The following is a 12423-nucleotide window of genomic DNA, read 5'->3' on the forward strand; positions in this document are numbered from 1 at the left end:
TGATTTCCATTAGTCCGGCTGTACTGCGAGTACAACTAAATTATTTTTCCAAACCTTAAAAATCAAAACCCTGCCATTCCCCACTGCAACAAATCTGCTGGACCGGCGACCCCACACCAATAACAGCATCCCCTACTGTCGCAACGTCCTGGATAGTGCGCCGTTGTCACTCGTGGGACGTCCCGCGCTTGCCGTTCAAGAAAGGTCAAATCTCATCTTTCATTTGCTGTACGGGAACGTATCAGCACAGAAATGTTTCGTCAAAATTTGTTTGATGGCCGTAATTAACGTGTCCGATTTGCGTAACGTACCTTTCTAGGTATTTACCCTCTCATGGCGCCACGTGAATGGGCGCGTGTAAGACGCATTGGATTGCGTGGTGACAAGGGAATCGCTTCCACTCGCCCGAGAACACGCCCTGCTCCTCTCAAGACCTTTCACTGCAACAGGTATTGCGTGTGAGTTGCCGAAACAAGCGTGTGCCAAACCGAGCGCTTATTCTCTTGCGTAAGATATTGAAATGTGCGTAGGGCGGCTACGACTCGACCGGGTATTTGCCGCCGGACGATCAGGCAAAAAAAGACCTGCTCACCCAGGGGTAGGTAGCAGGTCGAGGTTACTGACAAGCGTACTTATCGAAGAGGATAAGTGGGTGAGATTGTAATGTTAACGAAAAAACAATGTAAAGATAAACAATAAGGCAATAACCGTTAGCGCTCGAGATAACGCTTCAAGGGGCGGTATCGCCAATTTTTCTGCCTGGCTTAACTGGCACTACCTCAGGCACTACACCATCGCGGGACGCTGTCTCACGCGGCACGCAATCAGTTAAGCTGCCGTTTTTTCTGCGCCCAACCAATCTGTTATGACCGCCTTTCTGCTCATCTGGAGCCCGAAAAAGTGGCCCTGGCCAGAGCTGCCAGATCTCGCGAAACGCGTGGCTGCAGGCGAAGCGGTCGCGGATATGTGGGGCTGCGGCTTCGCGCGCAGCCTGCTGCCCGGCGACCGGGTGTTCGTGCATCGCGTCGCCTCGGAGCCACGTGGCATCTTCGGCTCGGGCTATGTGACGCGAGCGCCGTACGAAGTGCCGGACCCAGCCTACAAACGCGGCTACCGGCTGTGCATCGATTTCGTCTACGACTGGCTCGTCGATGCCAACGAGCGCGTCGTGGTCGACCGTGCTGCACTGCGTGTGCATCCGTTCTCGGTCCAGACCTGGGACGCGCAAAGCTCGGGCACCTCGATCAAGCCGATCGCCGAAGGCGCGCTGGAAAAGCGTTGGGCCGAGCTGACCGGCAAGCGGGCATCACCACGGTTGCCGGTTGCATCGGTTGCCGCGCCGCAGGGCGCGCCGGTGCAATCGTCGAAGGTCTCCGCGCACGCGCGCAGAAAGCGCACGGTTTGAGCCACGGCAGGCGGCGCATCCATAACCCGTGCCGCCCGCCCCGCCAAAGCGCCCACCGGGACATAACGCCGCAGCGGATGCTGCCGCCAAACGCCCGATTGACGGGAGTCCGGTACAATTTCAGCCAATCATCCCGCCGCCGCCCGCTCTCCCGGCACGCCGGCAACGCCATCCATCACGCAGGTCGAATCAGGTCGCAATTCCATGTCCAGCCACTCCAGAAACGAAGCTCTCTTCGAACGCGCGCAGATCACCATTCCAGGCGGCGTTAACTCGCCGGTGCGTGCGTTCCGCTCGGTCGGCGGTACGCCGCGCTTCATCGAACGCGCACAGGGCGCGTACTTCTGGGACGCCGATGGCCAGCGCTATATCGACTACATCGGCTCGTGGGGGCCGATGATTCTCGGGCATGTACATCCGGAGGTGCTCGACGCCGTACAGCGTGTGCTCGCGAACGGCTTCTCGTTTGGCGCACCGACCGAAGCCGAGATCGAAATCGCCGAAGAGATCTGCAAGCTGGTGCCGTCGATGGAACAGGTCCGCATGGTCTCGAGCGGCACCGAAGCGACGATGAGCGCACTGCGACTCGCGCGCGGCTTTACGAACCGCAGTCGCATCGTCAAGTTCGAAGGCTGCTATCACGGTCATGCGGACAGCCTGCTCGTGAAAGCGGGCTCCGGTCTGCTGACGTTCGGCAACCCGACTTCGGCGGGTGTGCCGGTCGACATCGCGAAGCACACCACCGTGCTCGAATACAACAACGTTGAAGCCCTCGAAGAAGCGTTCAAGGCATTCGGTAACGAGATCGCTTCGGTGATCGTCGAACCGGTCGCGGGCAACATGAATCTCGTGCGTGCAACACCAGCGTTTCTCGCCGCATTGCGGCGCCTGTGCAGCGAGTACGGTGCGGTACTGATCTTCGACGAAGTGATGTGCGGTTTTCGTGTCGCGCTCGGCGGCGCGCAGGCGGCGTACGGCATCACACCGGATCTCACGTGCCTCGGCAAGGTGATCGGTGGCGGCATGCCCGCGGCAGCGTTCGGCGGACGGCGCGACATCATGGCGCATCTCGCGCCGCTCGGCGGTGTCTACCAGGCGGGCACGCTGTCGGGCAATCCGATCGCCGTCGCGGCCGGCCTGAAGACGCTGCAACTGATCCAGGCGCCAGGCTTTTACGACACGCTCAGCGCACGCACAACCCGTCTCGTAGAAGGACTCACTGCTGCCGCGCGCGATGCGAAGGTGCCGTTCGCCGCAGATTCAGTCGGTGGCATGTTCGGCCTCTACTTCGCCGCTTCGGTGCCGACCAGCTTCGCCGAAGTCACCCGCTCCGACGTGCCGCGCTTCAACGCGTTCTTCCACAAGATGCTCGACGCGGGCGTGTACTTCGCGCCATCGGCCTATGAAGCAGGCTTCGTATCGATCGCGCACGACGACGCCATCATCGACGCGACGATCGATGCCGCGCGCGGCGCGTTCGCCACACTCGCTGCCTGAGCCTATGCCGATGTTCTCGCAAACCGATTTCGTCCATATGGAGCGCGCGCTGGCCCTTGCCACGCGCGGCATGTATACGACCGATCCGAATCCGCGGGTCGGTTGCGTACTGGTGAAAGACGGCGCTGTGATTGGCGAAGGCTTTACGCAACCGGCCGGCCAGGATCATGCGGAAGTCCGCGCGTTGAAGGACGCGCGTTCGCGCGGCCAGGACGTGCGCGGTTCGACCGCATATGTGACGCTCGAACCGTGCAGCCATTTCGGCCGCACGCCGCCGTGCGCGAATGCGTTGATCGAAGCGCAGGTATCGCGTGTCGTCGCCGCCATGGAAGATCCGAACCCGCAGGTGTCGGGCCGCGGCCTCAAGATGCTGCGCGATGCCGGCATCGAAGTGCGCTGTGGCTTGCTCGCAAACGAAGCGCATGAACTGAACATCGGCTTCGTCTCAAGGATGACGCGCGGCCGTCCGTGGGTACGGATGAAGGTCGCGGCATCGCTCGATGGTCGTACGGGGTTGCCGTCCGGCGCGAGTCAATGGATTACCGGTGAAGCCGCACGCGCCGACGGACACGCATGGCGTGCACGCGCATCGGCGATCCTGACCGGCATCGGTACCGTGAGAGAAGACGATCCGCGCATGACCGTGCGTGCAATCGATACGCCGCGCCAGCCGCAACGTGTGCTGATCGATAGCCAGCTCGACGTGTCGCCGGAGGCGAAGATACTGGCCGGTGCGCCGACGCTGATTTTCTGCAGCACGCTCGATGAACGGCTCGATGAACGCGCGGACGCATTGCGCGCGCGCGGCGCCGAACTCGTGCCGCTCGCGAACGCCGACGGTAAGGTCGATCTGCCGGCGATGCTGCTCGAACTCGGCAAGCGCAATGTCAACGAGCTGCATGTCGAGGCCGGCTATAAGCTCAATGGCTCGCTGCTGCGCGAAGGCTGCGTCGACGAACTGCTGGTCTATCTCGCGCCGGGTCTGCTTGGCGTTGAATCGATGGGGATGTTCAATCTTGCGGCGCCCGATTCGCTCGACGGCCGTGTTCAACTGAATTTTCACGCGGTCGACCGGATCGGCGAGGATCTGCGGATACTCGCGCGACTCGCCGCACCGCTCGCACGCACTGACTTGCACTGAACAAGGAAACAGCACGATGTTTACTGGAATTGTCGCGGCCGTCGGCCGCATTGCTTCGATCCAGCCGCTCGGCAGCGACGCCGATGCGGGTGTGCGGCTCGTCGTCGAAGCCGGAACGCTCGATCTCGACGACGTCGTGCTTGGCGACAGCATCGCCATTCAGGGTGCGTGCATGACGGTGATCGAAAAGACGGCGCAGTCGTTCGCCGTCGATGTGTCGCGTGAAAGCCTGAACCTCACGGTCGGGCTTGCACAAACCGGCGACGTGAATCTCGAGAAAGCGCTGCGCGCGCACGACCGGTTGGGCGGACATATCGTGTCGGGGCACGTCGACGGGCTCGGTACCGTGACGCGCTTTGCACCGGTCGGCGAATCGCATGAACTGCGCGTGCTCGCGCCGCGCGAGCTGGGACGCTATCTGGCGTACAAGGGGTCGATTACCGTAAACGGTGTGAGCCTGACCGTGAATTCGGTGGACGACCGCGCCGACGGCTGCGAGTTTTCGATCAACCTGATTCCTCATACCGTCGAGGTGACGACGCTCAGGCATCTGGTGGCGGGAGCGAAGGTTAATCTTGAGATCGATATGATTGCGCGATATGTGGAGCGGATGTTGTCGACGGCGCAAAACATCAGTTGATCGGAGTGGGTTGCAGCGATTCGCACATCCGGATGACGAAGCCTCGGTGGCCGGTCAGTTACTCACGTAACGGCGGCCATTGCCGGGAGGTATGAACGAGTGCAAGCATCCACACCGTATCGCCCTCAATCTCATAGACAAGCAGATAACTCTCGTGCGGAATCAACTCGCGAGTGCCCTCGATCCTGCCTGGCCCCCCTAACTCCGGGAAATATTCCAACTGCGCGGCGGCATCGCTGAACAACTCATCCATCCGCGCAGCTGCGGCCGCGTTGTCGGCCGCGATGTACTCCCACACGTCGTCCCGATCCTGCTCGGCTTCCGGCGTCCAGACAACCTTCATGCCTTGCTGGCGACACCGGCGCGCCGTTTCGCAAACTTAGCCTCGACTTCGGCATTTGAGCGACCGCTGCCAGCCCGCAACGAGGTGCGAGCGACATCGACCTTACTGCTCAGAAACTCGTCGTATTCGCGTGCTGCGCGTTGACGTTGTACGAACTCACGCATCAGTTCGCGTAACACCTGCGAAGCCGGTCGATGCACGGCTTCTGCTTCCGCCATGAATTCCTCGCGTAACTCAGCTTCAAGCTTCATCGTAAAAACGGCTTCTTTCATCACGGGCGGCTCCCTGGTTGCATCAAACATACTTACCAAGTATATACGTTCTCATTACTTGAGTACGATTGCTACCCGTGCATGACCTCGTTTGCCCGCTCTGGGCAACGTTAGAGCCCCGAGGTCGGTGACCGATCGACCGTTTTCTACGATCAGTACGATGGCAAGAAGTGTAGGTGAGCCAGTACGCACTGACCTTTAGGCCGTTCGGCCATCGTTCGACGATGGAATTTGCAACCAGCGCAACCTAATATAGTTGTATTCGCATCGGCTGCAGCCCATCGGCGGTCGGCCCCTGCGTCACGTCACGCTGCCGAATCCGGAGGTCCTCATCATGCAGATTGCTAAAGCGGTAATTGGACTAGCTGCGCTGGTCGGCGTAAGCGGAGCCTATGCCGATGGGTTCGTCGTCACACAATCGATGTCGAACGGTCGTGAAATGCGTCTCCTCGAACACACCTCCGAATGCGGTGGCGGACCGGGCGCGTTCATTTACAGAGCCGGCAAACGGGTCGATCAAACCTGCAATGTCCGCATCACGCCGGCAGGCGCGACCATCATCCTGCCGGCTTTTGAGCCGCATATGTTCGTCCCGCGCGACACGCTGTACCAGAACTCGAATTCGTAGGCGGACGCTGCGGGAATAGATGTTCCCGGGGGCAGTGCAATTGCAGCGCCCCCGCCTCCCTCACTTATTCAGCAACCCCAGATCGATCGCATTAGCCATCGCCTGATACCCCGCATCGTTCGGATGAAGGTGATCGCCACTGTCGTAGGCGGGCAGCAACGTCGTGGGATTCGACGGGTCCTGCATGGCCTTGTCGAAATCGATGACACCATCGATACCTGAAGCAGACCGGACGAATGCATTCACCGCTTGCCGCTTCGTCTCGCCCGCGGCGTCGAAATACGAAGCGCCCTGGTAGGGCAACAACGTCGCGACAAACACCTTCATTTGCCGGGCCTTCGCCTGTGCAATCGCCGCATTCATCGCAGCGATGATCTGATCCGACGACACCGCTTGCGCCTGCACGAGCGCACCAAAGCCGATATCGTTGATGCCCAGCAGAATCACGACGTGAGTTGCTCCCGACACGCCCGTCACATCCCGCGCAAACCGGCCTTGTCCAGCGGGCCCGATCACATCGTGCAGCCAGCGGTTGCCCGAAATCCCCGCGTTCACGACACTTGCCTTGCCGACACTGCCGACGGCGGCCTGCACCCGATCGTCGAAGAAGTTCGGCCACCGATGATTGGCGCCAACCGTCGACTGGTACCCGTCAGTGATCGAATCGCCGAAGGTCACGACGACCTTCACCTTGTCCGCACTCGATACATCGACTTCGCTGAGCCAGTAGTACGAGGTACTGGTCGTTGCCCCGCTCAGCGATGCCGCTCCCGGCTGATTGCCTGGCGCCAGGTAGTTCGTCTGCTGGCCTAGCGTATGCACCGTCGCAACCGGCGCACTGCCCTGAACGAACAGGCTGACCGCGAGATCCGCCTGGGTCGGAGACGACAGGCTCAAGCTGTCGCTCCAGATCTCCGCGCCGGCCGCGAGCGTCACGCTGGCCTGACCGGAGAAGGTGGCCGGCCTGTCGGTCGTCGTGTCCACGCCGCCGCTCCCAGTGCTGCGCGCGACATGCACCGCTGCAAACGTCACGGGCGCGGTGCCGAGGAGATTGGATAGCTTGACGCGAATCTGGTTGCCGCCGTACGACGTATGCACGATCTGCCGGATCGTCTGATTCGAGATCGAGACCGGTGTCGGGGCAGGCGCGAGGTTACCGGGGAACGGCTCGTTGTAGTCCTGCTGGGCCGCATACCAGCTTGCGACCCACTGGCCGGCGTTGCTGTTGACGCCGCCACATCCGGCGATCGTCGCCGCCAGCGACAGCATCGCCACCCCATACCCTATCGCCACGAGCCACCGCCTGCGTCCTGCCGATGCATTCGTATCCATGCCGTCTCCGATGATTGTTTTCAGCCCTGATATGTGATGCGGACTGTAAGAATCATGGTCGGCCCGGTTGCTTACGCGTGACTGACTCAATGTGTTTTTCCGACGAGGATCGCACGCCACCGCGGAGGCAACCGCGCTGGCGAAATCCCCGCCAGGAGGACGCGCCCGTCCGCGTGGCGTAAAATACGCGCTTTCCCGAATTTCACGCCAACATGACGCTCGCCTCCACCCTTGAGATCATCGCCGAACTGAAGGCCGGCCGGATGGTGATTCTCGTCGACGAAGAAGATCGCGAAAACGAAGGCGACCTCGTCATCGCGGCCGAATTCATCACGCCGGAAGCGATCAACTTCATGGCCCGCTATGGCCGTGGCCTGATCTGTCTGACGCTCACGCAGGACCGCTGCAAGCAGCTGAACCTGCCGCTGATGACCTACCGCAACGGCACCCAGTACGGCACCGCCTTCACGGTCAGCATCGAAGCCGCCGAAGGCGTGACGACCGGCATTTCGGCCGCCGACCGCGCCCGCACGGTCGCCGCCGCGGTGGCGCACGATGCGCGTCCCGAGCATATCGTCCAGCCTGGCCACGTGTTCCCGATCATGGCCCAGCCCGGCGGCGTGCTGATGCGCGCCGGCCACACGGAAGCGGGCTGCGATTTCACGGCGCTCGCGGGCCTCACGCCGGCCGCGGTGATCTGCGAGATCATCAAGGACGACGGCACGATGGCGCGCCTGCCCGACCTGCTGGAGTTCGCACAGGAACATAGCCTGAAGATCGGCACGATCGCCGATCTGATCCACTATCGCAGCCGCACCGAATCGATCGTCGAGCGCGTTGCCGAGCGCACGATGCAGACCGCGCACGGCCCGTTCCGCGCAGTCATGTTCCGCGATCTGCCGAGCGGCTCGCCGCACATCGCGCTGGTGCGCGGCACACCCGCAGCGGACCGCGACACGCCTGTACGTGTTCACGAGCCACTGTCGGTACTCGATCTGCTCGAAGTCGGTGCATCGACCCATTCGTGGACGCTCGACGCCGCGATGAAGGAAATCGCGCAGTGCGATCTCGGCGTCGTCGTGCTGCTCAACTGCGGCGATTCGGGCGAGCATCTGATCGACGTGTTCAAGGCCTTCGACGAAAAGGAGAAGGCGGACGCATTGAAGCGCCGGCCGGTCGACTTCAAGACCTACGGCATCGGCGCGCAGATCCTGCGCGAACTCGGCGTCGGCAAGATGCAGGTGCTGTCGAACCCGCGCAAGCTCGGTAGCATGTCGGGCTACGGTCTCGAAGTCACTGGCTTCGTACCGATGCCCGGCTGCCCGACGCAAGCGCCGCTGCCGCCCGCCTGACCGGACCCTGACCGCACCCTTTACGCGCATCCGCGCTCCATCCAACACCTACGGACCTCTCATGGAAATCGGACAATATCAACCGAATCTCGACGGTGACGGCCTGCGCGTCGGCATCGTGCAGTCGCGCTTTAACGAACCCGTCTGCAACGGCCTCGCCGATGCATGCATCGAAGAACTCGAACGCCTCGGCGTCACCGGCGAAGACGTGCTGCTCGTCACCGTGCCGGGCGCGCTCGAAATCCCGCTCGCGCTGCAAAAACTCGCCGAAAGCGGCCAGTTCGATGCGCTGATCGCACTCGGCGCCGTGATCCGCGGCGAGACCTATCACTTCGAACTGGTATCGAACGAAAGCGGCGCGGGCATCAGCCGCGTCGCCCTCGACTTCGGCGTCCCGGTCGCTAACGCGGTCCTCACCACCGACACCGACGAACAAGCCGTCGCCCGCATGACCGAGAAGGGCCGCGATGCGGCGCGCGTCGCGGTCGAAATGGCGAACCTCTCGGTGGCGCTAGAACAGCTCGGCGGCGACGACGACGATGAAGAAGATGAAGACGAAGAAGAGGAACGTGCATGAAGAGCGCTCGCCGACGTTCCCGCGAACTGGCCACGCAGGGGCTGTATCAGTGGCTGCTGTCGGGCGCGCCCGGCGGCGAGATCGACGCGCAGCTGCGTAACGCGCAGGGCTTCGACAAGGCCGATCTCGAGCATCTCAACACGCTGCTGCACGGTGTGATCCGCGAGGCGGATTCGCTGACCGCCGATCTCACGCCATGTCTCGACCGTCCGATCGAACAGCTGTCGCCGGTCGAACGCGCGGTCCTGCTGGTCGCCGCCTACGAGCTGAAGCATCACGTCGATATTCCGTATCGCGTCGTCATCAACGAAGCTGTCGAACTCGCGAAGACGTTCGGCGGCTCGGACGGCTATAAGTATGTGAATGGCGTGCTCGACAAGCTGTCGGCAAAGTTGCGCGCCACCGAGACGCAAGCCGCCCGCAAAAACTAGGCGCAACACGCTCCGTCGCACTGATCCGCCGCCCGAAGCCGGTGGGTGGATCAGTGGCCGACGCAGCGCACTTTCTCGCGGCCCTGCCCGCTTTCGAAACCGGACTCACCGCATGACCACCGTGACCCATCCCCTGTTGCGGCTTGCCGCTCGCGTCGACGCCATTCAGCCTTTCTACGTGATGGAGCTGGCGAAAGAAGCCGAGCAGTTGAAGCACGCCGGACGCGACATCATCGATATGGGCATCGGCGAGCCCGATTTCACGGCGCCCGAAGCGGTCGTCGAAGCAGCGGCGAGCGCACTGCGGCGTGGCGTCACGCAATATACGAGCGCACTCGGTATCCGCCCGCTGCGTGAAGCGATCGCGCAGCATTACGCCGATGCATGGGGCGTGGAAGTCGACCCGGCACGTATCGTGGTCACGGCGGGTGCATCGGCGGCGCTGCTGCTTGCGTGTGTGGCGCTCGTCGATCGCGACGACGAGGTGCTGATGCCGGACCCGTGCTACCCGTGCAACCGCCATTTCGTCACGGCCGCGGAAGGCAAGCCGGTACTCGTGCCAAGCGGCCCCGCCCAACGCTTCCAGCTCACCGCCGGCGATGTCGAGCGCCTGTGGACCGACCGCACGCGCGGTGTCCTGCTCGCATCGCCGTCGAACCCGACTGGCACATCAATTGAAGCGGACGAATTGCGGCGCATCGTCGGTGCGGTTCGCGCGCGCGGCGGCTTCACGATCGTCGATGAGATCTATCAGGGGTTGAGCTACGGGGAACGGCCCGTGTCTGCGCTGTCGCTCGGCGACGACGTCGTCACCGTCAACAGCTTCTCGAAGTACTTCCACATGACGGGCTGGCGCCTGGGCTGGCTGGTCGTGCCGCCGACGCTCGTCGACGCATTCGAAAAGCTCGCGCAGAACCTGTTCATCTGTCCGTCAGCGCTCGCTCAATATGCAGCGCTCGCGTGCTTCGAGCCCGCCACGCTCGCGATCTACGAAACGCGTCGCCTCGAATTCATGCGCCGGCGCGACTTCATCGTGCCGGCGCTCGAATCGCTTGGCTTCAAGGTGCCTGTGATGCCGGACGGCGCGTTCTACGTATACGCGGATTGCAGTGGCGTCGCGCACCCGGCCGCGGGCAACAGCGCGGAGCTGACGAAGGCGATGCTGCATCAGGCAGGTGTGGTGCTCGTGCCGGGGATGGACTTCGGGACGCACTCGCCGCGGCAACATGTGCGTCTGTCATACGCAACGGCGTTGCCGAAGCTGGAAGAAGCAGTCGAACGTCTGCGCGGATTGTTCAGCGCGTAAGTAGCCGCGTTCACACCGGTCGACGCACGGCACGTCAACGAAACGGCGTCGATCAAGCTCACGCAGCACGGCCTGCGTGCCGACGTAAAAAAAGCACCCGAGGGTGCTTTTTATTTGCCTGCTTGCAGCGAGCGCTAAACCGGATTCAACTAACCACCATCAGGCGCCCAGCTCCGACGACGACGTCGTCGCATGCTTCGCACCCGTAGCCGCATCGTCCTGCTCCGGTGCCTTCGCCGGTGCGTCGGCGGCGACCGTCTTCGTCGTCAGCGGATGCGCACCATCGAGCGTCGCCTGAACGCGCTTGTTCGCGCCGCCCGTCGTAACCGCTACCGTCGTCGCCGTTGGCGTTGCAGTCGTGGCCGTCGTCTGCGGTGCATTGACCGGTACCTTGCGGCCACGCGCCACGTCACGCAGACGGCCGCGCTCCCCCATCACCTTCGCGCCGTAACCGCCATCGTCCTGCGACGTCGAACCGACGTACAGACGCAAACCGCCCGGCAGCGAACCGCCGCGCGCGATGCAATCCTTCAGGACCAGCGCACCGACCTTGATGTTCGTCAACGGTTCGAGCGCAGCGCTCTGGCCACCGAAGTACTGGAACTTGTCGGAGTGGACCTTCGCCATTACCTGCATCAGACCCTGCGCACCGACGCCGCTTTCAGCGTACGGATTGAAGCCCGATTCGATGGCCATCACGGAGAGCAGCAGCAGCGGATCGAGACCGACTTCGCGGCCGGTGTCGAAGGCTGCTTTCACGAGTTCGCTGACGGGTTCCTGGGCGACGTGATAGCGGCGCGCGAGATACGACGCGACGAGATCCTGTTCGCGGGTGGAGACCAGCACGCGGTCGTCGCGTGCATCGGCGGAGACGCGTTGCGTCGGAATCAGGCGTGCCAGCGAACCGACGCTCGGCAACGTACGCGGATCGAGACCGTTCAGCGAAACCGTTGCGCCACCGCTCGAACCGCTGCCGTCGAAGGCACCGTCGTAGCTGGTATTGCTCACGGAGTTACCCACAGCGCCGCTCGTGCCCGTATCGCTACCCGCCGGAATGCCGGACAGCGACAGAGAATCGTCGGACGTCGAGCCGCTTGTCGGCCCGAAGCCCGGCAGCGGGTTGCCCTGCAGCAGACGGGCGGGACCCGCCTGTACCGCAGCGGAAATGACCGGCATCAACCGGGCGGCCATCGCGCCGCGCCATGTCGGCATCAGCCAGAGTGCCAGTGCCAGCAGCACGGCGAACCCGCCGACGATGCTGAACAGATGATGACTCATTCGCGTCCCGCGACGCAGCATCGCGCGCACAACTTGCGCGAGGCGTTCATCAGGACGCCACGTTAACCAGGTGTTCATTCAGAAGATCTCCCATGTTGCATGATCCGCGGACCGCCGGACGAACCGGCAATCAGTACATCGTTCGCAGATCAAGACGTCGCGCGCTCTGGTTAGGACGACAGCGGCGTCGGGAAAAACGGCATAACCGTTGGGGAACCGTA

At 62.7% G+C, this 12423-nt stretch carries 13 protein-coding genes; 9 read left to right on the top strand and 4 right to left on the bottom strand.

Annotated elements, in window-relative coordinates:
- Nucleotides 1–865: 865 nt before the first annotated feature.
- From BWP39_RS05560 to BWP39_RS05575, 4 genes are all read left to right on the top strand, one after another.
- Nucleotides 866–1405, top strand: a complete 540-nt coding sequence (locus BWP39_RS05560) for a hypothetical protein (RefSeq protein ID WP_096717642.1) — start codon at nt 866–868, stop codon at nt 1403–1405.
- A gap of 204 nt (nt 1406–1609) precedes the next feature.
- Nucleotides 1610–2902, top strand: coding sequence for a glutamate-1-semialdehyde 2,1-aminomutase (gene hemL / locus BWP39_RS05565; RefSeq protein ID WP_096717644.1), 1293 nt, complete (start codon nt 1610–1612; stop codon nt 2900–2902).
- Between the two features lie 10 nt (nt 2903–2912).
- Nucleotides 2913–4043 carry a bifunctional diaminohydroxyphosphoribosylaminopyrimidine deaminase/5-amino-6-(5-phosphoribosylamino)uracil reductase RibD gene (gene ribD / locus BWP39_RS05570; RefSeq protein ID WP_096718575.1) on the top strand — a complete coding sequence of 377 codons (1131 nt, stop codon included), beginning with the start codon at nt 2913–2915 and terminating at the stop codon, nt 4041–4043.
- A gap of 16 nt (nt 4044–4059) precedes the next feature.
- A complete protein-coding gene (locus BWP39_RS05575) occupies nt 4060–4683 on the top strand; it encodes a riboflavin synthase (protein WP_096717646.1) in 624 nt (207 codons plus the stop codon).
- A 58-nt stretch (nt 4684–4741) separates the two neighbouring features.
- On the opposite strand, the gene BWP39_RS05580 is transcribed toward BWP39_RS05575, so the two are convergent.
- On the bottom strand, nt 4742–5026 hold the full coding sequence (locus tag BWP39_RS05580; RefSeq protein ID WP_096717648.1) for a type II toxin-antitoxin system RelE/ParE family toxin: 285 nt from the start codon (nt 5024–5026) through the stop codon (nt 4742–4744).
- Nucleotides 5023–5298 carry an antitoxin of toxin-antitoxin stability system gene (locus BWP39_RS05585; RefSeq protein WP_432711258.1) on the bottom strand — a complete coding sequence of 92 codons (276 nt, stop codon included), beginning with the start codon at nt 5296–5298 and terminating at the stop codon, nt 5023–5025. Before BWP39_RS05585 ends, BWP39_RS05580 begins: the two co-directional genes overlap by 4 nt.
- Before the next feature lie 334 nt (nt 5299–5632).
- Here BWP39_RS05585 and BWP39_RS05590 point away from each other — a divergent pair, with 334 nt between their 5' ends.
- Nucleotides 5633–5926 (top strand): hypothetical protein, encoded by a 294-nt coding sequence (locus BWP39_RS05590; protein ID WP_133116828.1) that lies wholly within the window; start codon nt 5633–5635, stop codon nt 5924–5926.
- Nucleotides 5927–5986: 60 nt separating this feature from the next.
- Here the strand turns inward: BWP39_RS05590 and BWP39_RS05595 are convergent, their stop codons facing one another.
- Complete coding sequence (locus BWP39_RS05595) at nt 5987–7258, bottom strand: SGNH/GDSL hydrolase family protein (protein WP_096717652.1); 1272 nt, start codon at nt 7256–7258, stop codon at nt 5987–5989.
- Nucleotides 7259–7470: 212 nt separating this feature from the next.
- On the opposite strand from BWP39_RS05595, the gene ribBA reads away from it, so the two are divergent.
- The 4 genes from ribBA to BWP39_RS05615 all read left to right on the top strand — a co-directional run bounded on the left by ribBA (nt 7471) and on the right by BWP39_RS05615 (nt 10924).
- A complete protein-coding gene (gene ribBA / locus BWP39_RS05600; protein WP_096717654.1) occupies nt 7471–8610 on the top strand; it encodes a bifunctional 3,4-dihydroxy-2-butanone-4-phosphate synthase/GTP cyclohydrolase II in 1140 nt (379 codons plus the stop codon).
- Nucleotides 8611–8671: 61 nt separating this feature from the next.
- Entirely contained in the window at nt 8672–9187 is a 516-nt protein-coding gene (ribH, locus tag BWP39_RS05605) for a 6,7-dimethyl-8-ribityllumazine synthase (RefSeq protein WP_096717656.1), read from the top strand.
- Nucleotides 9184–9618 carry a transcription antitermination factor NusB gene (gene nusB / locus BWP39_RS05610; protein WP_096717658.1) on the top strand — a complete coding sequence of 145 codons (435 nt, stop codon included), beginning with the start codon at nt 9184–9186 and terminating at the stop codon, nt 9616–9618. The genes ribH and nusB overlap by 4 nt, the downstream gene beginning before the upstream one ends.
- 112 nt (nt 9619–9730) lie before the next feature.
- Nucleotides 9731–10924, top strand: coding sequence for a pyridoxal phosphate-dependent aminotransferase (locus BWP39_RS05615; RefSeq protein ID WP_096717660.1), 1194 nt, complete (start codon nt 9731–9733; stop codon nt 10922–10924).
- 159 nt (nt 10925–11083) lie between these two features.
- Here the strand turns inward: BWP39_RS05615 and BWP39_RS05620 are convergent, their stop codons facing one another.
- Nucleotides 11084–12280 carry a transglycosylase SLT domain-containing protein gene (locus BWP39_RS05620; protein WP_096717662.1) on the bottom strand — a complete coding sequence of 399 codons (1197 nt, stop codon included), beginning with the start codon at nt 12278–12280 and terminating at the stop codon, nt 11084–11086.
- Nucleotides 12281–12423 lie beyond the last annotated feature (143 nt).

The sequence above is a fragment of the Paraburkholderia acidicola genome (assembly GCF_002362315.1).
Taxonomy (GTDB): Bacteria; Pseudomonadota; Gammaproteobacteria; order Burkholderiales; family Burkholderiaceae; genus Paraburkholderia; species Paraburkholderia acidicola.